17 protein-coding genes and 1 pseudogene are annotated in these 19780 nt (G+C 77.3%); 8 read left to right on the forward strand and 10 right to left on the reverse strand.

Features of this window, described 5'->3' with window-relative positions; genetic code table 11:
• Positions 1-39: 39 nt before the first annotated feature.
• The gene (locus ACFO3M_RS19565; RefSeq protein WP_387992824.1) at positions 40-579 is read left to right on the forward strand and encodes a helix-turn-helix domain-containing protein; all 540 of its coding nucleotides are present in this window, start codon (positions 40-42) and stop codon (positions 577-579) included.
• A gap of 4 nt (positions 580-583) precedes the next feature.
• Here the strand turns inward: ACFO3M_RS19565 and ACFO3M_RS19570 are convergent, their stop codons facing one another.
• The 3 genes from ACFO3M_RS19570 to ACFO3M_RS19580 all read right to left on the reverse strand — a co-directional run bounded on the left by ACFO3M_RS19570 (position 584) and on the right by ACFO3M_RS19580 (position 3987).
• On the reverse strand, positions 584-1105 hold the full coding sequence (locus ACFO3M_RS19570) for a hypothetical protein (RefSeq protein WP_387992827.1): 522 nt from the start codon (positions 1103-1105) through the stop codon (positions 584-586).
• A gap of 73 nt (positions 1106-1178) precedes the next feature.
• On the reverse strand, positions 1179-2756 hold the full coding sequence (locus ACFO3M_RS19575; protein WP_387992830.1) for a DEAD/DEAH box helicase: 1578 nt from the start codon (positions 2754-2756) through the stop codon (positions 1179-1181).
• A gap of 235 nt (positions 2757-2991) precedes the next feature.
• Positions 2992-3987, reverse strand: a complete 996-nt coding sequence (locus tag ACFO3M_RS19580; RefSeq protein WP_387992832.1) for a GlxA family transcriptional regulator — start codon at positions 3985-3987, stop codon at positions 2992-2994.
• Between the two features lie 73 nt (positions 3988-4060).
• Between ACFO3M_RS19580 and ACFO3M_RS19585 the strand changes: the two genes are divergently transcribed.
• The gene (locus ACFO3M_RS19585; protein WP_387992834.1) at positions 4061-5383 is read left to right on the forward strand and encodes an MFS transporter; all 1323 of its coding nucleotides are present in this window, start codon (positions 4061-4063) and stop codon (positions 5381-5383) included.
• Between the two features lie 141 nt (positions 5384-5524).
• Positions 5525-6391, forward strand: a complete 867-nt coding sequence (locus tag ACFO3M_RS19590) for an endonuclease domain-containing protein (protein ID WP_387992836.1) — start codon at positions 5525-5527, stop codon at positions 6389-6391.
• A 70-nt stretch (positions 6392-6461) separates the two neighbouring features.
• Here ACFO3M_RS19590 and ACFO3M_RS19595 read toward each other — a convergent pair whose 3' ends face one another.
• Both ACFO3M_RS19595 and ACFO3M_RS19600 read right to left on the reverse strand, forming a co-directional pair.
• Positions 6462-8081, reverse strand: a complete 1620-nt coding sequence (locus ACFO3M_RS19595) for a GMC family oxidoreductase (protein WP_387992839.1) — start codon at positions 8079-8081, stop codon at positions 6462-6464.
• A complete protein-coding gene (locus ACFO3M_RS19600; protein WP_387992842.1) occupies positions 8078-9631 on the reverse strand; it encodes an aldehyde dehydrogenase family protein in 1554 nt (517 codons plus the stop codon). The genes ACFO3M_RS19595 and ACFO3M_RS19600 overlap by 4 nt, the downstream gene beginning before the upstream one ends.
• Before the next feature lie 64 nt (positions 9632-9695).
• On the opposite strand from ACFO3M_RS19600, the gene ACFO3M_RS19605 reads away from it, so the two are divergent.
• The gene (locus tag ACFO3M_RS19605; protein WP_387992845.1) at positions 9696-12686 is read left to right on the forward strand and encodes a sacsin N-terminal ATP-binding-like domain-containing protein; all 2991 of its coding nucleotides are present in this window, start codon (positions 9696-9698) and stop codon (positions 12684-12686) included.
• A 13-nt stretch (positions 12687-12699) separates the two neighbouring features.
• On the opposite strand, the gene ACFO3M_RS19610 is transcribed toward ACFO3M_RS19605, so the two are convergent.
• Both ACFO3M_RS19610 and ACFO3M_RS19615 read right to left on the reverse strand, forming a co-directional pair.
• Positions 12700-13065, reverse strand: a complete 366-nt coding sequence (locus tag ACFO3M_RS19610) for a hypothetical protein (RefSeq protein WP_387992848.1) — start codon at positions 13063-13065, stop codon at positions 12700-12702.
• A gap of 216 nt (positions 13066-13281) precedes the next feature.
• Positions 13282-13596 carry a hypothetical protein gene (locus ACFO3M_RS19615; RefSeq protein WP_387992850.1) on the reverse strand — a complete coding sequence of 105 codons (315 nt, stop codon included), beginning with the start codon at positions 13594-13596 and terminating at the stop codon, positions 13282-13284.
• Positions 13597-13870: 274 nt separating this feature from the next.
• Between ACFO3M_RS19615 and ACFO3M_RS19620 the strand changes: the two genes are divergently transcribed.
• The 3 genes from ACFO3M_RS19620 (at position 13871) to ACFO3M_RS19630 (ending at position 16477) form a co-directional block, all read left to right on the forward strand.
• A complete protein-coding gene (locus ACFO3M_RS19620; protein ID WP_387992852.1) occupies positions 13871-14260 on the forward strand; it encodes an STAS domain-containing protein in 390 nt (129 codons plus the stop codon).
• A gap of 149 nt (positions 14261-14409) precedes the next feature.
• Positions 14410-15621, forward strand: a complete 1212-nt coding sequence (locus tag ACFO3M_RS19625) for an acetyl-CoA C-acetyltransferase (protein WP_387992855.1) — start codon at positions 14410-14412, stop codon at positions 15619-15621.
• 94 nt (positions 15622-15715) lie between these two features.
• A complete protein-coding gene (locus ACFO3M_RS19630; protein WP_387992857.1) occupies positions 15716-16477 on the forward strand; it encodes an SDR family oxidoreductase in 762 nt (253 codons plus the stop codon).
• 64 nt (positions 16478-16541) lie between these two features.
• Here ACFO3M_RS19630 and ACFO3M_RS19635 read toward each other — a convergent pair whose 3' ends face one another.
• The 3 genes from ACFO3M_RS19635 to ACFO3M_RS19645 all read right to left on the reverse strand — a co-directional run bounded on the left by ACFO3M_RS19635 (position 16542) and on the right by ACFO3M_RS19645 (position 19133).
• On the reverse strand, positions 16542-17399 hold the full coding sequence (locus ACFO3M_RS19635) for a DUF1206 domain-containing protein (protein WP_387992860.1): 858 nt from the start codon (positions 17397-17399) through the stop codon (positions 16542-16544).
• Complete coding sequence (locus tag ACFO3M_RS19640; protein ID WP_387992863.1) at positions 17396-18226, reverse strand: DUF1206 domain-containing protein; 831 nt, start codon at positions 18224-18226, stop codon at positions 17396-17398. The genes ACFO3M_RS19635 and ACFO3M_RS19640 overlap by 4 nt, the downstream gene beginning before the upstream one ends.
• A gap of 64 nt (positions 18227-18290) precedes the next feature.
• The gene (locus tag ACFO3M_RS19645) at positions 18291-19133 is read right to left on the reverse strand and encodes a DUF1206 domain-containing protein (RefSeq protein WP_387992865.1); all 843 of its coding nucleotides are present in this window, start codon (positions 19131-19133) and stop codon (positions 18291-18293) included.
• 107 nt (positions 19134-19240) lie between these two features.
• Here ACFO3M_RS19645 and ACFO3M_RS19650 point away from each other — a divergent pair.
• A pseudogene (locus tag ACFO3M_RS19650) lies at positions 19241-19780 on the forward strand (hypothetical protein); the annotation flags it as partial.

A 19780-nucleotide genomic window follows, 5' to 3' on the forward strand; every position in this document is an offset into this window, starting at 1 on the left:
ACAGTGAGACCGTTGTCAATCATGAGAGAGGTCGAGCGCGTGGCGTCTGCGGACCTGCTGCTCCACCCGGTGCGCCTGCGCGTGGTGCAGGCCCTGCTGGGCGAGCGGAGCCTGACCACCGGCGAGCTGCACGCCGAGCTGCCCGACGTCCCGGTGGCCACGCTGTACCGGCACGTCGGCGTGCTCGCCGAGGCCGGCGTGCTGGAGGTCGTGGGGGAGCGCCGCGTGCGGGGCAGCACCGAGCGCACCTACCGGCTGGTGACCGCCGCGGCCTCCGTCGGGCCGGAGGAGGCGGCGGGCATGACGCCCGAGCAGCACCGCCGCGCCTTCGGCACCTTCGTCGCGGCGCTGCTCGCGGACTTCGACCGCTGGGTCGACGCCGGTGCCGCCGCCCCGGGCGGGCTCGATCCCGCCCGGGACGGCGTGGGCTACCGGATGACCGGGCTGTGGCTGGACGACGAGGAGTTCGCCGGCCTGCTCGACGACGTGCGCGGCGTGCTCCGCACGCGCCTGGAGAACGCCCCGCGCGAGGGACGCCGTCGCCGGCTGGTCGGGACGGTGTTCCTGCCGGGGGAGTGAGGGGCTAGGCGGCCCGGGCGGCCCTCCGCTCGGCCCGGCGCTCGGCCTTCGACACCCGCGCGTTGGCCCTGGCCAGGGTCTTCGCGGCCCGCTGCACCCGGCGCGACCCGCGGTCCACGGTGCCCCGGGTGAGCAGGCCGACGCCGATGCCGAGCAGCCACACGTCCTTGGCGACGGTGAGGCCCTGCTCGGTCGGGGCCAGGCTGCCCTCCTTGCGCATGCCGGGTGTGCGCAGGTAGAGGCCGAGCAGGCCGCCGGCGAACCCGGTGAGCAGAGCACCGGCCAGCGCCGTGGGCACGAACGGCGTCAGCAGCGCGGCGCCGACCGCGATCTCCGCCGTCGACAGCGCCTGGACGAACTGCCGCGGCTCGACGTCCTTGAGGAACGGGTACGTGCCGGAGGCGAAGCCGTGCAGGCCGGCGGCGGTCTGCTCGTCGGCGCCGCGCTTGCCCAGCCCGCTGTTGAGGATGAACGCGCCGGCCGAGATCCGCGGGCCGATCTCGGACAGGGTGATGGGCAGGGCCATCGGGCACCTCGCAGGGTCGTCGGGGACGGTCGGGACGACTCTTCCCGACCGTCCCCGACGTGACACCCCGGGGTCAGCGGCCCCCGCGCCGGGAGCGGCCGCTGAACGACGCCGCCGAGTGCGTGCCGGCGCGGGCGGCGAGCTCCGCGCGCGTGCGCGCCGGACCCTGCGGGCTGCGGGCCTGGGTGGTGCGGGTCTGGGCACGGCTCCCGGCCGCCTTCGCGGTCGTCGCGGGAGCCGCGGAGCCTCCGGCGGAGCGCCGGCGCCGGCCGCCGCCCTGGCCCTGCGGCTGGGGAGCGGGGGCGGGGGCGGGCTCGACGTGCGGCGCGGCCGGGCCGGTGAGCGCGGTGATCTGCTCCGCGCCCGGGCGCACCTGCGTCACGACCGGCGTGATGCCGGCCTGGCGGGCCAGGGTGCGCACCTCGGCGGCCTGGTCGGGCGTCGAGACCGTGACGACGGTGCCGCCGGCGCCGGCGCGCGCGGTGCGCCCGGACCGGTGCAGGTACGCCTTGTGCTCGGCCGGCGGGTCGACGTGCACGACCAGCGCGACGTCGTCGACGTGGATGCCGCGCGCGGCGATGTCGGTCGCGCACAGCACCCGGGTGCTGCCGGTGCTGAACGCCTCGAGGTTGCGCTCGCGGGCGTTCTGGCTGAGGTTGCCGTGAAGGTCGACGGCCGGGATGCCCGCGGCGGTCAGCTGCCTGGCGAGCTTCTTGGCCTGGTGCTTGGTCCGGGTGAACAGGACGCTGCGGCCCAGGCCCGAGGCGAGCTGGCGCACGACCTCGGCCTTGTCGGCGGCGCTGACCTGGAACACGTGGTGGGTCATCGCCGCGACCGGCGCGACGGCGGGGTCCACCGAGTGGGTCACCGGCTGCGAGAGGTAGCGCTTGACCAGCACGTCGACGCCGTTGTCCAGCGTGGCCGAGAACAGCATCCGCTGGCCGACCTTGGGGGTGCGGTCGAGCAGCCGCTTGACGCCGGGCAGGAAGCCGAGGTCGGCCATGTGGTCGGCCTCGTCGAGCACGGTCACCTCGACGGCGGACAGGTCGGCGTGCCCCTGCCCGATGAGGTCCTCGAGCCGGCCGGGGCAGGCGATGAGCACGTCGATGCCCGCGGCCAGCGCCTGCACCTGCGGGTTCTGGCCCACGCCGCCGAAGACGACGGTGGAGCGCAGGCCGAGGGCGGTGGCCAGCGGCTCGACCGTGGCCAGCACCTGGTTGGCGAGCTCGCGGGTCGGCACGAGCACCAGCGCGCGCGGCTTGCGGGCCTGGCGGCGGGTGGTCGAGGCGGCGAGCCGGGCGACCAGCGGGAGGGCGAAGGCGATGGTCTTGCCCGAGCCGGTCCGGCCGCGGCCGAGCACGTCGCGGCCGGCGAGCGAGTCGGGCAGCGTCGCGACCTGGATCGGGAACGGCGCGGTGATGCCGCTGGCGGTGAGCACCTCGACCAGCGGGGCGGGCACGCCAAGCTCGGCGAAGGTGGCGTCGGTGGGGAGCACGGTGGCGACGTCGCCGGCCGGGATCTCCTGCGGCTGGGGCTGCGGCTGCGTGGTCGCGGCGGGGCTGGGGGTGCTGCCGGCGCCGCGGCCGCGGCCGCCGCGACGGCGGCGGGGCCGGGACGTGCCGGCGGGCGTGGGGGCTTGCTGGGAGGTCATGGGTTCCTCGGTGGTACTCGGGTCGCCGTCCTCGACCACCGCACGCGGGCGCACGCCGGCCCCGTCTGCGGGGCGGGTCGCGCCGTGGGCGACGTCGGACAGCCGGGCGCGCCTCCGTGGCGCTGCACCAGCCCGACGTCGAGTCCTGCAGCTCCGGATGAGCGAGGGCGGCGCCGGTATGCCCCACTCAACCAGACGCAGCGGCCGATCCTGCCGTGGGCGGGGGAGTCGCGTGTCACACCGCCGTGCGGCCGGCCCCGCGGTAGGTGCGGCGGTAGGCGCCGGGCGAGACCCCGATCGCGGCGCGCAGGTGGGCGCGCAGCGACGCCGGCGTGCCGAACCCGGCGTCGGCGGCGACCCGGTCGACGGGGGCGTCGGTGGACTCCAGCAGCCGGCGGGCCAGCGCGATCCGCTGCCCGGCGAGCCACCGCTGCGGCGACACCCCGGTCTCGTCGCGGAACCGCCGGGTGAAGGTGCGCACGCTCATCCGCGCGTGGGCGGCCAGGTCCGCGAGGGTCAGCGGCTCGCCGAGGTGCTCGAGCGCCCAGGCGCGGGTGGGCGCGGTGCCGGCCTCGCCGGCCTCGGGCAGCGGCCGCTCGACGAACTGCGACTGCCCGCCCTCCCGCCACGGCGCGACGACGTTGCGCCGCGCCACCCGGTTGGCCACCTCGCTGCCGTGGTCGCGCCGCACCAGGTGCAGCAGCAGGTCGATGCCCGCGGCGACGCCGGCGGAGGTGAGCACGTCTCCGTCGTCGACGAAGAGGACGTCGGGGTCGAGCCGGACGGCGGGGAAGTTGCGGCGGAACTGCTCGACGTCGCGCCAGTGCGTGGCGGCCGGTCGGCCGTCGAGCAGGCCGGCCGCGGCGAGCACCGAGGACCCCGTGCAGATCGACACCATCCGCGCCCGTGCGGCCGCCCCGCGCAGGGCGTCGCGCAGCTCGTCGGGGATCCGGCCCTCGACGACGGCGGGGCCGCCCATGATCCCCGGGACGACGACCGTGTCCGCCTCCGCGAGGACCGACCCGTCGTGGTCGGGCAGCACGGAGAAGCCGTCGGCCGTGCGCACCGGCCGCCCGTCGAGGGTGGCCACCCGCACCCGGTAGAGGGGCCGGCCGTGCGCGTCCTCGGCCAGGCCGAGCAGGCGGTAGGGCAGCCCGAGCTCGAAGCCGACGACGCGGTCGACGGCGACGACGATCACCTCGTGGACGGCCGTGTCCCGGCTGGGTGTCATGGCCGGATCCTTGCACGTGTTGACCGTCGGGCCACTGGTCCGGGAAGCCGACCGTCGGTCATGCTCTCCGCCCGTGAGGACGACCGTGCCCCGCCGGACCGCGCGCATCCACCCCGCCTGGTGGGTGGCCGCGGTGACCTTCCTGGCGCTGGTCGGGGCCGCGGCCTTCCGCGCCGTGCCCGGGGTGCTCATCGACCCGCTGCGCGAGGAGTTCGGCTGGTCGGTGTCGACGATCTCCGCCGCCGTCGCGGTGAACATGGCGCTGTACGGGCTGACCGCGCCGTTCGCCGCCGCGCTCATGGAGCGGTTCGGCATCCGCCGCGTCGTCGTCGGGGCGCTGCTGCTCACCGCCCTCGGCAGCGGGCTGACCGTGTTCATGACGGCGAGCTGGCAGCTGGTGCTGCTGTGGGGGTTCGCGGTCGGGCTGGGCACCGGGTCGATGGCGCTCTCGCTGGTGGCCACGGTGACCGGCCGCTGGTTCGTCGCCCGGCGCGGGCTGGTCAGCGGCATCCTCACCGCCGGCGGCGCGACCGGGCAGCTGGTGTTCCTGCCGGTCGTCGCGGCGGTCGCGCAGACCAGTGGTGGCTGGCGGGCGGCGTCGCTGGGCACCACGGCCGCCGCGCTCGCCGTCGTCCCGCTGGTGGCCTGGCTGCTGCGCGACCGCCCGCGCGACGTCGGCGCGGTGCCCTACGGCGGGACCGCCGCCGACGACGCCGAGCCGGTGCGCACCGGTGCCGCGCGCACCGCCGTCCGCGGGCTGCTCGACGCCGCGCGCACCCGGCCGTTCTGGCTGCTGGCCGCGGGCTTCTTCATCTGCGGCGCCTCGACCAACGGGCTGGTGCAGCCGCACTTCATCCCGGCCGCGCACGACCACGGCATGCCGGTGACGACGGCGGCGTCGCTGCTCGCCGTCGTCGGGATCTTCGACATCGCCGGGACCGTGCTGTCCGGCTGGCTCACCGACCGCACCGACCCGCGGGTGCTGCTGCTGGCCTACTACGCGCTGCGCGGGTTCTCGCTGTTCCTGCTGCCGCCCCTGTTCGGGCCGGACCTGCACGTCAGCATGGTCGCGTTCATCGTCTTCTACGGCCTGGACTGGGTGGCCACCGTGCCGCCGACGCTGGCGCTGTGCCGCGAGCACTTCGGCCAGCGGGCGCCGGTGGTGTTCGGCTGGGTGTTCGCCTCGCACCAGGTGGGGTCGGCGGTGGCCGCGTTCGGCGGCGGCGTGGTCCGCGACGTGACCGGCTCGTACGACCTCGCCTGGTTCGGCGCCGGCGCGCTGTGCCTGGTGGCCGCGGCGCTGTCGATCTCCATCCGCCGCCGCCCGGCACCCGCCGCCCCGCCCGCCGTGCCGTCCGAACCGACCACCGCCTCGGCCGCCACCACGCACGGCTGACGGCGGCCTTGCCTTTCGCGCGCGGAAGGCGGGACCGCCCCGTAGCAGCTCTCGCCTTCCGCGGGCGGAAGGCACTGGGGACGACGGTGGGGGCTGTGGACGACGGATGGACCGGCCCGGCTCCGTGTCCACGGTGTCCGGGTGACCACCTACCGCCGCATGACTCCCGGCGTCTTCCTCGGGAGTCAGGCGATCACCGAGGGCTACCTCACCCGCAACCAGCTCCGGACGCGGAGCTACCAACGGCTCGCGCAGAACGTGTACGCGGACCCGGCGCTGCCTCTCGACCACCGACTGCGCTGTCGCGGGGTGGCGCTGCTGCTCCCGGCCGACGCGCTCGTCGGCGGCCACTCGGCGGCCGCCTGGTACGGGGCGCCGTTCGCCGGGGTCGCCGACCCGGTGACCGTCGTGTGTCCCGAGGAGACGAGATGGGCGGGCCCGAAGGGTGTACGCGTCCACCGCACCGTCCTGCGACGTCGGGACGTGACCACGAGGGACGACGTCCCGATGACGACGGCCCTACGGACCGCATGGGACGTCATGACGCTCGAGCCGTTGACGACGGCGGTAGCGGCGCTCGACGCGATGGTGGCCGCGGAGCACGTGACGGTCGCCGGACTCGTCGCCCTGGCCGAGGCCGGTGCCGGCCGGTGGGGTGTCAGCCGGGTCCGTCGGGTCGTGCCTCTGGTCGATGCGCGGGCGGAGTCCCCGCAGGAATCACGGCTGCGGGTCTGCCTGGCGCTGGTCGGCCTCGCGCCCGTGCCGCAGTTCGAGGTCCTGCACCACGGACGGTTCGTCGCCCGCGTCGACCTCGCGTTCCCCGAGGCGCGCCTGGCCATCGAATACGAGGGCGCCCACCACTTCGAGGACGACCAGATCCCGAAGGACGACGAGCGGCTGGATCGTCTCCGTGCTGCCGGCTGGCGGGTGATCCGGGTGAGTGCCGCGGACATGCGCGACCTCGATGGAGTGCTCGCCCGCATCCGCGCGGCCCTGGCTGTGCCGTGACCCGCCTTCCGCGCGCGGAAGGCGGGTCACGACGTCCCGCCTTTCGCGCGCGGAAGGCGGGAGGACGGCGTCAGGCGGTCGCGGCGAAGACGGGGTCGACGGTGCGGCCGGCCATGAGGTCGGCGGCGCGTTCCGCGATCATGATCGTCGGCGCGTTGGTGTTGCCGCGGACCAGCGTCGGCATCACCGAGGCGTCGACCACCCGCAGGCCGTCGAGCCCGTGCACCCGCAGCTGCGGGTCCACGACGGCGGAGTCGTCCACGCCCATCCGGCACGAGGACACCGGGTGGTACAGCGACTCCAGCGTCTCCCGGACCTTCGCCCGCAGCGCGTCGGCCGTGCGCACCGTGCCGCCGGGCGACCACTCCGCGGCCAGCACCTGCGCCAGCGGGCCGACCGACGCGAGCTCCCGCGCCTTCTCCACGCCGGTCACCAGCGCGTCGAGGTCGCGCTCGTCGGTGAGGTAGCCGGCGTCGATGGCCGGCGCCCACGTCGGGTCGGCCGAGCGCAGCCGCACCGAGCCGCGCGAGTGCACGTGCACCAGGACGGCGGCGGCGGTGAACGCGTCGACGTCGGGGTCGACCTCCGCCTGCCGCCAGAACTTGACCGGCAGGAAGTGGTACTGCAGGTCGGGCTGGTCGAGGTCCGGCCGCGAGCGGGTGAACAGCCCCGCCTCGGCCAGGTTCGACGACAGCGGCCCGCGGCGGGCGCCGAACCACTGCGCGTACCCCGACGGCGACTCCGCCCGGAGCAGCGACCTCCCCGACCGCACGTCCCAGACGACCGGCACCAGCGGGTGGTCCTGCAGCCCGCCGCCCACGCCGGGCAGGTCGTGGACGACGTCGACGCCGACCTCGCGCAGGTGCGCGCCCGGCCCGATGCCCGACAGCATCAGCAGCTGCGGCGAGTTCACCGCGCCGCCGCACAGCACGACCTCACCGGCCGCGTGCGCGGTGTGCGTCCGCCCGCCGCGCCGGTACTCGACGCCGGTGGCCCGCCCGCCCGAGACCAGCACCCGGGTGGTGAGCGCGCCGGTGAGCACCGTCAGGTTGGGCCGGCCGAGCGCCGGGCGCAGGTAGGCGTCGGCGGCCGACCAGCGGCGGCCCCGCCTCTGCGTCACCTGGTACTGGCCCACGCCCTCCTGGGCGGCGCCGTTGAAGTCGTCGTTGCGGGGGTACCCGGCGGCCACCGCCGACTCGACCACCGCGCGCGTCCACGGGTGCGGCGAGCGCAGGTCCTCCACCCGCAGCGGCCCGCCGACGCCGTGGAAGCGGTCGGCGCCGCGCGCGTTGTCCTCCATCCGCCGGAACAGCGGCAGCACCGACTCGTAGGACCACGACGGGTCACCGGTCAGCCGGGCCCACTCGTCGTAGTCGGCCGCCGCGCCGCGGACGTAGATCATCGCGTTGATCGACGACGACCCGCCCAGCAGCTTCCCGCGCGGCCAGAACAGCCCGCGCCCGCCGAGGCCCGGCTGCGGCTCGGTGGTGTAGTTCCAGTCCCGCCGGGTGCGCCAGACCTTGTACAGCGCCGCGGGGATCTGCACCTCGAGGACGTCGTCGGAGCCGCCGGCCTCCAGCAGCAGCACCCGCACCGACGGGTCCTCGGTCAGTCGCGCGGCCAGCGCGCAGCCGGCGGAGCCGGCCCCGACGACGACGACGTCGAACTCGTCGCGCACCTCAGCGCTCACCGGTGCCGCCCGTGCACCATGCCCATGACCCGCGCCACCGCGTCGAACGCGGCCGGCGGGCGGGCGAAGGACATCAGGTTCACCGGCAGCGCGTACCTCTGCCGGGTGATCGCCTTGGCGCGGGTGAACTCCCTGAGCCCGTCCTCGCCGTGGATCCGGCCGAAGCCGCTCTCGCCCACGCCACCGAAGGGGAGCGAGGGCACCCCGGCGAAGGTCAGCACCGAGTTGACGCTGGTCATGCCGCTGCGCATCCGGCGGGCGAGGTCCATCGCGCGCGCCCTCGACCGCGAGAACACCGCGCCGGCCAGCCCGTACGACGTCGCGTTGGTGCGCTCCAGCGCCTCCTCGGCGTCGGCCACGCGGGTGATGGTCAGCGTCGGCCCGAACGTCTCCTCGCGGACCGCGGCCGACTCCTCGGGCACGTCGAGCAGCACCGTCGGCGCGACGTAGCCGGCGTGGGGGAGCCCGCCGTCCCCCGTGCCGCCGAGGACCGCCCGGCCGCCGCGTGTGGTCGCGTCGTCGAGGTGCCGCCGCACGACGTCGGTCTGCGACGCCATCGTCATCGGGCCGTAGGCGGCCTCCTCGTCGGACCCCGGGCGCAGGGCGCGCACCCGCTCGGTCACCTCGGCGACGAAGGCGTCGTAGACCTTCTCCGTGGCGTAGACCCGCTCGATGCCGATGCACGTCTGCCCGGCGTTGCTCATGCCGCCCCAGACGGCGGCGTCGGCGGCGGCGGCCACGTCGGCGTCGTCGTCGACGATCATCGCGTCCTTGCCGCCGAGCTCCATGAGCACCGGGGTGAGCGTCTCGGCGCAGGCGGCCATGACCTTGCGCCCGGTGGCCCCGGAGCCGGTGAAGGCCAGCTTGTCCACGCCGGCCCGGCACAGCGCGGCGCCGGTCTCGCCGGAGCCGGTGACGACCTGGAGGGCGTCGGCGACGTCGGGGACGGCCGCGCGCCAGGCGGCGGCCAGCCACGCGCCGACGGCGGGGGTGGACTCGGAGGGCTTGAAGACGACGGCGTTGCCGGCGGCCAGCGCGTAGGCGATCGAGCCCATCGGCGTGAACACCGGGTAGTTCCACGGGCCGATGACGCCGACGACGCCCATCGGCTGGTACTCGAGGTAGGCGGCGTGGTTGGCCGCGAGCATGCCGGCGCGCACCCGGCGCGGGCCCAGCGTCCGCCGCGCGTGCGCCCCGGCCCAGGCCAGGTGGTCGATCGCGAGGGTGATCTCGAGGAGGGCGTCGGCGTGCGGCTTGCCGTTCTCCCGGTGCACCAGGTCGGCCAGCTCGTGCATCCGCCGGGCCAGGTAGCCGCGGTAGGCGGCCAGCCGCTGCCGGCGGCCGTCGAACCCGAGCCCGGCCCAGCGCGCCGCGGCCGGCCGGGCGCGCCCGACGGTCTCGCGGACGGCGTCGGCGTCGTGGACCGGGAAGACGCCGACGACGGCGCCGGTGGCCGGGTTCGTCGACTCGAAGGTCTGGGTGGTGGCGTGCCGGTCGACCGTGCCCGCGGCGGCGTCGGTGACCGTGTCCATCTGCTCGGCGAGCGACATGTGGCGCAGGTTACCCGGCAAGTTACTCACGCGTAGGTCCGGTCCGGGACCCATGCTCGTGCCCGTGGCCGACCCCTTCGACACCGCGGGGCTGCGCCGCCGCGTCCTCGCTGCGTGGACCGACTCCCCGGCGCGCTTCCGCGAGGACGCGAACGCCGAGGAGGACCTGGTCCGCGGCGGCTACCGGGACCGGCTGCTGGTCGAGCTGGCGCAGAACGCCGCCGACGCCGCGGTGCGCGCGGGCGTGCCCGGGCGGCTGCGGCTGGAGCTGGCCACGGTGGGCGGCGGGGGAGAGGTGCTGCGGGCGGCCAACACCGGCGCCCCGCTGGACGCCGCCGGGGTCACGGGGTTGGCCACGCTGCGCGCCTCCGCCAAGCGCGACGAGGCGCGGACCGTCGGCCGCTTCGGGGTCGGGTTCGCCGCCGTCCTCGCCGTCTCCGACGAGCCCGCCGTCCACTCCACCCCCGGCGGCGTGCGGTTCAGCGCGGCGCACACCCGCGCCGCGGTGGCCGACGTCCCCGCGCTCGCCGGCGAGCTGGCCCGCCGCGACGGCGCCGTGCCGGTGCTGCGGCTGCCGTGGCCGGCCGACGGGCCCCCGCCCCACGGGTTCGCCACCGAGGTCGTCCTGCCGCTGCGCGCCGGGTCGCGGGCCGCCGTCCGGGGCGCGCTGGAGGCGCTGGAGGCCGAGCTGCTGCTGGCGCTGCCGGGCCTCGCCGAGGTCGAGGTCGCCGTCGACGGCGCCGTCCGCACCCTGTCCTGCACGCGCACCCCGCCGCTGGCCCGGGTCCGCGACGGCGACCACACCACCACCTGGCGGCTGGCCACCCGCAGCGGCGAGCTGCCCGCGGAGCTGCTGGCCGGCCGCCCGGTCGAGGAGCGCGCCCGCCGCGGCTACGACGTCACCTGGGCGGTGCCCCTCGACGACGACGGCCGGCCGGTCCCGCTGACCGGGCGCCAGGTGGTGCACGCCCCGACCCCGAGCGACGAGCCGCTGTCCCTGCCGGTCCGGCTCGTCGCGCCGTTCCCGCTCGGCCCCGACCGCCGGCACGTGGCGCCCGGCCCGGTCACCGACGCGCTGGTCGTCGTCGCCGCGGACACCTACGCCGACCTGGTCACCGCGCTCCCGGCCGACCCCGCCGTGCTGGGCCTGGTGCCGCGCATCGGACTGGCCGCCGCCGAGCTCGACGCCGCCCTGGGCTCCGCCGTCCTCGACCGGCTGCGCGCCGCGGCCTGGCTGCCGGCCGCCGACGACCCCGCCCGCCGGCAGCCCCCGGACCGCGCCGCGGTCCTCGCCGACGACACCGACGAGCGGGTCGCCGTCCTCGCCGGGGTCGTGCCCGGCCTGCTGCCGGCGGGCTGGTCCCGGCGCGACGGGGCGCCCGCGCTGGCCGCTCTCGGCGTGCGGCGGATCGGCCCCGCCGAGGTGGTGGAGGCCGTCTCCGGGATCGGCCGGCCGGCGGACTGGTGGGCGCGGCTGTACGCCGCCCTCGACGGCGCCGACCGCGAGGAGCTGGGCGCGCTGCCGGTGCCGCTGGCCGACGGGCGGACCGCGCCCGGCCCGGCCGGGGTGCTGCTGCCCGGCGAGGACCTGCCGGTCGCCCGACTGGGCCCGCTGCACCTGCGGGTCGCCGACCCCGGCGCCGTCGCCGACCCGGCCGCCCGGCGGCTGCTCGAGCGGCTGGGCGCCCGCCCGGCGGCCGCCGCGGTCGTGCTCGCCGACCCGGCCGTGCGGGGCGCCGTGGAGGAGTCGGTCGACGCGGTCGAGGAGGGCTTCGACGACGGCGACCCGGCGGCGCTCGCCGAGGCCGTGCTCGCGCTGGTGGCCGCGGCCGCCACCGCGCCGGGGGAGCTGCCCTGGCTGGCCGAGCTCGCCCTGCCCGACGCCGAGGGCGCGTGGGCGCCGGCGGGGGAGCTGCTGCTGCCCGGCGCGCCGCTCGCCGCCGTCCTCCGCGACGGCGCGCTGGGGATGCTGGACCCGGGGTTCGCCGCCGCGCACGACCCGGCCGTGCTGCGCGCGGCGGGCGTGCTCGCCGACTTCGCGGTGGTGCACGCCGACGACCCCGACGACCTCGACGTCGACGCCGCCGACGAGTGGGCCGACGCCGTCCTCGACCGCCTGCCGCCCGGCGGACTCCCGCCGGCGTGGCCGCCGCTGACCGCCGTCCGGGACCTGGAGCTGGTCGCCGACTGGGCCGGCGCGCTGCCGCTGCTGGCCGCCGCGCCGGAGGAGGCGTGGGCCGACGTCGTCCTCGACGGGGTCGCCGTGCCCTGCTACCTGCGCTGGTGGCTGAGCACCCACCCGGTGCTCGGCGGCCGGCGCCCCGACCGGCTGTGCGCGCCCGGCAGCCGGGAGCTGCGGGGGCTGTACGACCCCGCCGACGGGCCGGCGTCGGTGCTCGGGCGGCTGCGGCTGCCGGCCACCGTCGACGACGTCCTCGCCGACGTCGACACCGCGCTCGACCTGCTCGACCGGCTCGGCGACCCCGCGCGCACGGTGCCGCCGCCGGTGCTGCGCACGGTCCACGCCCGGCTGGCGCGCGCGCTCGACGGCGTCGACGTCGACCCGCCGCGCCGCGTGCGGGTGGCGCCGGACCGGGTCGCCGACCCCGCGCGGGAGGCCGTCGCCGTGCTCGACGTCCCGTGGGTGCAGCCGCTGGTCGACGCGCTGCTGGTCCCGGCCGGCGGCGCGCCGGCGGCGGTGGCCGACCTGCTCGACCTGCCGCTGGCCGGCGAGCGGGTGCGGGCGGAGGTCACCAGCACCCCGGTGCGCCGGCAGCCGTGGGCGTCGGTGCCGGGAGCCGGCCTGGCCGCCGCCCGGCTGGGCGTGCCGGAGCTGACCGGCGAGGTCGCCGTCCACGAGCCGCTGCTGGCCGGCGGCCGGCCGGTGCCGTGGTGGCCCGGCGACGGGGTCGACCACGTGGACGGCAGCCCGGCCGCACTCGGCCGGGCGCTGGCCTGGCGGGCCCGCGCCTGGCCGCTGCGGCAGGCGCTGGCCGAGGCGTTCGCCGACCCCGGCCGGGCCGCCGACCTCGCCGCGGAGGACGCGGTCGGCTAGCCCGGCCGGGTGCTCAGAACCAGCGCGGGACGGCCTGGGCGCCGGGGGCGTGCCCGTGCGCGGAGGCCCGGACGCCTGTCCTCCGGCCCCTCTGCAGGGGCCCGCCGCGAGCGTGCGAGCGGTGGGGGGCAGAGGGGTCCTTCGACCACTGCTCGGCGGACAGGGACCCGGCCCGGGCGGTCGGGGCGAGCCCCGCGGTCCGCAGCCAGCGGACCCCGGCGACGCCGGGGAGCTGGGCGCGCAGGACCGGGCCCAGCGCCGCGCCGGGCGAGGCGAGCACGGCCGAGGCCAGCCGCTCGAAGGCGGCGGCGTCCGCGGGCGGGAGGGCGTCGCGCGCGGCGGCGGCCGCCGCGGGCAGCGGGCGGGAGGGACGTGACACGGGTGCCTCCGGGAGGAGGTCGGACCGGCCGCGGGCGGCCGGCAGCCAGGGGAGGGGCGCCCGGGAGGGGCGGAGGGGAGCGGGGAGCGGCGGCTCGACCCGCGGGCGTCCCGGTCCCGGGACGCGGACGTCGCGGCGAGGCGGTCGGCTCAGGAGCGCATGCCGCGACGGTAGGGAGCCCCGGCCCGGCCCGTCGAGTCCTTATCCGGGAGGCGGTTACCGCTGCGGGGCGTCGTCGGCGCCGGCCGAGCGGGCGGCCTTGCGCGCCTGGTGGGCCTCCCACCGCTCGCGGTCACGGGCGCGGGAGTCCGCGGTGCGCTCCCACCGGTCCTTGCGCCGGCGCGCGCGGATCATCTCCCGCTCCTCGAAGGAGGAGTGCGTGTCCCAGTCCCGGGCCACGAAGAGCACCAGGAGGAGCACGGCCCCGAAGATGACCAGCCCGGCGGCGACGATCACGTCCGGGATCGCGAGGAACGCCACGACCGAGACCGCCGCCCAGATGAGGCCCGCCAGCACCAGTCGCCCGTTCACGCCGTCCAGTATCCCCGCGTCCGGTGAGCGGGGGTCGTCCCCGGGGTACCGGGCGAGGAGTGCCTGGTCACGGCCCCGCGCGCCGCGGGCGACACGCCGGTCGACGCACGGTGGGCACCTCGGTGCGGACCTTGCGCCCCATCCGTCCCGCGCCTACCGTCCGGGTTGCGGTTCAACATCCAGCCGTGCTCCGCCAATGCCGGACTCCGCGCCGTGGTGTGGCTCTCGAGCCGCTGTCCTCCGCACGGGCCCGCCCTCGATCGAGAGGCGCACCGTGACCACACTCTCCTCAGGCCCCCCGACGACCTCGGGCGCCGCCGACGACCTGCTGACCGTCGAGACCGTCTCCCTCGACGGCGACACCCGGCTCCTGTGCGCCGGTGAGGTCGACTGCGCCAGCGCGCCGCTGCTCCGCCGTGAGCTCGACGGCGCCCTCGCCGCGGACCCGCGGGTGGTCACCGTGGACCTCGAGGCCGTGACCTTCCTCGACTCGGCCGGCCTGTCCGCGCTGGCGGTCGCGCACCGCACCGCCGAGGCGCAGGGCACCCGGCTGCGGGTGCTGGTCGGCACCCGGGCGGTGGCCCGGGCGCTGCAGGTCACCGGCCTCTGGGACCTGCTGGGCGTCGAGCAGGTCCGGCCCGGCGCCGGGGCCGGCGCCGCCTGACGGAGGGACTCCTCCTCCCCCCTCTCCGACGCTCGCGGCGGGCCCTTGCGAGGGGGCCGCTCCCGACCTGACTGCGCGCGGTGCCTCGCCGGGGAGCACACTCGGCGGCGGTGCGGGGCCTGCCCGCCGGCCGAGTCGAGGAGGACGCCGTGCGTGACGCGGTCATCTGTGAGCCGCTGCGGACCCCGGTCGGGGGCTTCGGGGGGTCGCTGCGGGACGTGCCCGTGCAGGACCTCGCCTCCACCGTCGTCAGGGCGCTCATGGAGCGCACCGGCCTGCCGCCCGAGTCGGTCGACGACGTCGTCCTCGGCCACTGCTACCCGACCATGGAGGCACCGGCCATCGGCCGCGTCGCCGCGCTCGACGCCGGCCTGCCGGTGACCGCGAGCGGCATCCAGGTCGACCGCCGCTGCGGCTCGGGCCTCCAGGCGGTGCTGTACGCCGCGATGCAGGTGCAGACCGGCGCCGCCGACGTCGTGCTGGCCGGCGGTGCCGAGTCGATGAGCAACGCGCCGTTCTACTCGACCGCCATGCGCTGGGGCGTCAAGGCCGGCCCCGGCGTCCTGCTGCAGGACGGCCTGGCCCGCGGCCGCGTCACCGCCGGCGGCGTGAACCACCCGGTGCCCGGCGGCATGCTCGAGACCGCGGAGAACCTGCGCCGCGAGTACTCGATCGGCCGCGAGGAGCAGGACGAGTACTCCGTCCGCAGCCACCAGCGGGCCGCCGCCGCCACCGAGGAGGGCCGGTTCGCCGACGAGATCGTCCCGGTGACGGTCAAGGGCCGGAAGGGCGACACCGTCGTCGAGCGCGACGAGCACATCCGCCCCGACTCGAACGTCGAGACCCTCGCCAGGCTCCGCCCGATCATGGGCAGGGACGACCCCGAGGCCACCGTCACCGCCGGCAACGCCAGCGGCCAGAACGACGGCGCCGCGGTCTGCGTCGTCACCTCGCCGGAGAAGGCCGCCGAGCACGGGCTGCGCCCGCTGGCCCGCGTCGTGTCCTGGGCGGTGGCCGGCGTCCCGCCGCGGACCATGGGCATCGGCCCGGTCCCCGCGACGGCGAAGGCGCTGGACCTCGCCGGCCTCAAGCTCTCCGACATCGACCTCATCGAGCTCAACGAGGCCTTCGCCAGCCAGGTGCTGGCGGTGACCCGCGAGTGGGGCTTCACCGAGTCCGACTTCGACCGGATGAACGTCAACGGCTCGGGCATCTCGCTGGGCCACCCGGTCGGCGCCACCGGGGGGCGGATCCTCGCCACGCTGACCCGCGAGATGGACCGCCGCGGCGCCCGCTACGGCCTGGAGACCATGTGCATCGGCGGCGGGCAGGGCCTGGCCGCCGTCCTCGAGCGGGTGTGAGGACCCGCCCCGGCGTGTGACACCCCACCCGGCGTGTCCGGGGGCTGCCCGGCATGATCGGCCGGCAGCCCCCGACCCCGAGGAGAACCTCCCCATGAGCGAGTCCCCCGCCCGCGTCGCCATCGTGACCGGCGCCGCCCGCGGCATCGGTGCGGCCACCGCGCTCCGCCTGGCCGCCGACGGCTTCGCCGTCGCCGTGCTCGACCTCGACGAGTCCTCGACCGCGGGCACCGTCCAGGCGATCGAGGCCGCCGGGGGGCGCGCGCTGGGGGTGGGGGCCGACGTCGGCGACGCCGAGCAGGTGCAGGCCGCCGTCGACCGGATCGCCGCCGAGCTCGGCCCGCCGGTCGTGCTCGTGAACAACGCGGGCGTCACCCGCGACAACATGCTGTTCAAGATGACCGACGCCGACTGGGACCTGGTCATGCACGTCCACCTGCGCGGCTCGTTCCTCATGACCCGCGCCTGCCAGAAGCACATGGTGGACGCGAAGTGGGGCCGGGTGGTCAACCTGTCGAGCACCTCGGCGCTGGGCAACCGCGGCCAGGCCAACTACGCCACCGCGAAGGCCGGGCTGCAGGGCTTCACCAAGACCCTCGCCATCGAGCTGGGCAAGTTCGGCGTCACCGCCAACGCGATCGCCCCGGGCTTCATCCAGACCGAGATGACCAGGGCGACCGCCGAGCGGATCGGCCGCGACTGGGAGGAGTACGTGGCCGAGCGCGCCGCGGCGATCCCGGTGGCCCGCGCCGGCGTGCCCGAGGACATCGCGCACACCGTCTCGTTCTTCGTCAGCGAGGGCGCGGGCTTCGTCTCCGGTCAGGTCGTCTACGTCGCCGGCGGCCCCCGCACCTGAGGAAGGCCCCCCACACCTCGCACGCGCAGGCGGAGGGCCCCTGCACGGGGGCCGTTCCCGCACGTCACTGCGACGGGTCGCGGTCGGGGTAGCGGGCGCGGGCCAGGGCGTAGACGCCGAACGCCGCGAACCCGGCCGCGACGACGGTGAGCAGCCACGGTCCCGCGCCGGTGCGGCCGATCGTGGTCACCGCGCCGTCCAGGCCGGTGGCGGTGGAGGCGTCGGCCGTCGTCGCCGCGCGCCACAGCAGCACCCCGACGACGCCGAACGCCACGCCCTTCGCCACGTACCCGACCCGCCCGACGGCCTCGATCACCGGCTCCCACCGGTCGGGGGCGGCGGGCAGGTCGACGTCCTTCATGAAGCCGCCGGTGGCCCCGCGCCACAGCGAGTACAGCCCCACCGCGACGACGCCGGTGGCCGCGACCGCCACCGCCACCGCGCCGCCGGGCACCTCGAGGGTCTCGCCGGTCAGCTCGCGCAGCCGCTCGTCGGCCTCGTACTCGGCGCCGACGGCGAACAGCAGCGCGGTGACGCCGAGGACGGCGTACACGAACGCCTTGGCCAGGCACTTGGCGCAGACGACGGCGGTGCGGGTGCGGCGCGCCGGGTCGAGCAGCCCGCGCCACCACAGCAGCACCTCACCGCCCTGCCAGAGCGCCAGCGCCAGCAGTCCCAGGCCGATCGCCCACAGCAGCACCGACCCGCCGGGGGTGCCGGCGACCGTCTCCAGCGCCCCGGTCTGGTCGGCGTCGGTGCCGCCGGCGCCGCGGGAGACCCGCCAGGTCAGCCAGCCGATGAGCAGGTGCACCACCCCGTAGGCGACGAGCCCGACGCGGGCGGCGGCCTCCAGCACCGGGTGGTCGGTGACCTCCCGGGCGGCCGTGACCGCCCGGTGCACGCGGGAGAGCGGCCCCGTCACGTCCGCTCGGGGTAGCGCGCCCGGACGAAGCAGAAGACGCCGAACGCGGCGATGCCCACGGCCACCAGGGTCAGCAGCGCCTTCCCGAACGGGGCCTCGAGGATGGTGCGCATCGCGCCGTCGAGGCCCGAGACCTTGGCCGGGTCGACCGTGACCGCCGCGTAGACCAGCAGCGCGCCGACCACCCCGAACGCCACGCCCTTGGCCGGGTAGCCGACCTGGCCGAGGCGGGTGACCGTGCGGCGGGCGGCCGGGGGTGCGGCGGCGAGGTCGATCTCGTCGACGAAGCTCTGCCTGACGCCCTTGAGCACGTGGTGGACGCCGATGCCGATGACCACCAGGCCGGCCGCGCCGACCAGCCAGCGCCCGCCGGGCCAGCCGAACACGCCGGCCGCGGTCTGCTGCTGCTGGGCCGCGCTCGACTGGCCGGCGCCGGTGGCGAACCGGAACGCGGTCACCGCCAGCACGACGTAGACGACCGCCTTGGCCAGCGCCTTGACCGACTTCGTGACCGCCTTCGTGCGCAGCTCGCCCGACGCCGACCAGCCGTACCGCCAGCGCAGCACCTCGGCGGCCTGCCACAGCGCGAGTGCGACCAGCCCGATGGCCAGCACCCACAGCAGCGGCTTGCCGACCGACGTGGCGGCGAGGGTGCCGAGCGCGCCGGACTGGTCGGCCGGCTGCCCGCCGCCACCCCAGGCCAGCTGCAGCGCCAGCCAGGCGACCAGCAGGTGGACGACGCCGTAGGCGACCAGCCCCACGCGCGCCAGGTTCTCGAGGGCGTCACTCCTGCCGGACCTGCCCGCCGCCGTCCCCGTTCCGGTCATGGCCGCCCTCCTCGGTCCGCTCCTGTGCCGCGTCAGCGTGGCACGGGGACGGCCGCCGCGCCGGTCAGCCGACCGGGTGCCGGGCCCGGGCCAGCAGGTAGACGGCGAAGGAGGCCAGCCCGGTGGCGACGACGACCAGCAGCCACCGGCCGTAGGGCTCCCCGGCGACGGCGCGCAGCGCCCCGTCGAGACCGGTGGCGCGCGCCGGGTCGAAGGTCGCCGCGGCCCAGCCCACGATGCCGCCGACGAGGACCAGCGCCACGCCCTTGAGCACGAAGCCCACCTGGGCGAACCGGTGGGTGAGCCGGCACAGCGCCGGGGCGACGGTGCGGAGGTCGATCTCCCCGAGGAAGTCCGACCGCAGGCCCTTGCGCACGTGGTAGAGCCCGATGCCGACGACGACCGCCGCGACGCCCACCACCAGCTCCTGCCCGGCCGGCCACGACAGCACGCCCCGCACGGCCTCGCGGTCCTCGGCGGGCGGCTGCACCAGGCCCAGGGCCTGCCGGACCGCCGCCACCGCCAGGTAGCCGTAGAGGGCCGCCGTCCCCACGGTCTTGACCACCTGCACCAGCGCCGCGCGGCGCTCGCGGCCCGGCGGCGGCAGCCGGTGGTGGTGGCGCAGCACCTCGACCGCCTGCCACAGGCACAGGCCGGCCAGCGCGCCGGCCAGCACCCACAGCAGGACGTTGCCCAGCGGGGTGGCGGCGAGCAGGGCGAGCGCGCCGGCGGAGTCGGTCGACTCGGCGGGGGTGACCAGCCCGGGCGTGCCCCAGCCCAGCTGCAGCGCCAGCCAGGCGACCAGCAGGTGGATGAGGGCGTAGCCGACCAGCCCGGCGCGGGCGACGTGCTCGAGCAGGCGGCTGCGGGCAGCGCGCTGCGGCGCCCGGACCCCGCCCTCGGTCACGCCGCCCCCGTCGTCCTCGCCCGTGCGCCTGCTCGCGCGGGACCCGAGCGTCGCACGCGCCGGGCCGCCGCGCCGGGTCCGGCGGCCGATGCGGGACACTGGGCGTCGTGGTCAACGCGACGACGGCACGCACGAAGACAGGTCCCGCTCCTCTCCGCACGGAGCGGGACGTCGCCCGCCGCGCCTGGCCGCTGCGCGCCGCCCTCGGCGTCGTGCTCGTCGTCCTCGCGGTGCTCGCCGTCGTGACCGGGGACCTCGGCGCCCGGCTGCTGCTGGGCGGGCTGGGCGTCCTCGCCGCCGCCCGCGGCGCCGGGCTGCTGCGTGCCGGGTCGGTCCCGGCCGGGGTGGCCGCCGTCGCCGGCGGGGTCGCCGCGGTCGCGGTCGCCGTCGTCTCCGCCGCCGCGACCGGCTGGGTGCTGCTCGCCGGCGTCCCGCTGGTGCCGCTCGCCGGCTCGGCCGTGGCGTTCGCCCGCGGGGGCGCCGACCGCCGCGGCGGCGCGGCGCTGCTGGTGTGGACGGTGCTGGTCGGCGCGCTGCTCGACGGCACGCTCGCCGTCCTGGGCGCCGCCCGCGCCGACGACGTCGCCACGCTGGTCGCCGGCCTGGCCACGGGCCTGGCGGCGGCGCCGCTGCTGGTCGCCGCGGAC

Origin of the sequence: Geodermatophilus arenarius, from assembly GCF_042654585.1 — a bacterium.
In the GTDB taxonomy this organism is placed as follows: Bacteria; Actinomycetota; Actinomycetes; order Mycobacteriales; family Geodermatophilaceae; genus Geodermatophilus; species Geodermatophilus arenarius.

Coding starts and splice junctions, on each gene's coding strand:
- ACFO3M_RS19630 (WP_387992857.1), top strand. CDS start 15,716: ATGAGCGAGTCCCCCGCCCGCGTCGCCATCGTGACCGGCGCCGCCCGC.
- ACFO3M_RS19640 (WP_387992863.1), bottom strand. CDS start 18,226: ATGACCGGAACGGGGACGGCGGCGGGCAGGTCCGGCAGGAGTGACGCC.
- ACFO3M_RS19580 (WP_387992832.1), bottom strand. CDS start 3,987: ATGACACCCAGCCGGGACACGGCCGTCCACGAGGTGATCGTCGTCGCC.
- ACFO3M_RS19575 (WP_387992830.1), bottom strand. CDS start 2,756: ATGACCTCCCAGCAAGCCCCCACGCCCGCCGGCACGTCCCGGCCCCGC.
- ACFO3M_RS19570 (WP_387992827.1), bottom strand. CDS start 1,105: ATGGCCCTGCCCATCACCCTGTCCGAGATCGGCCCGCGGATCTCGGCC.
- ACFO3M_RS19600 (WP_387992842.1), bottom strand. CDS start 9,631: ATGTCGCTCGCCGAGCAGATGGACACGGTCACCGACGCCGCCGCGGGC.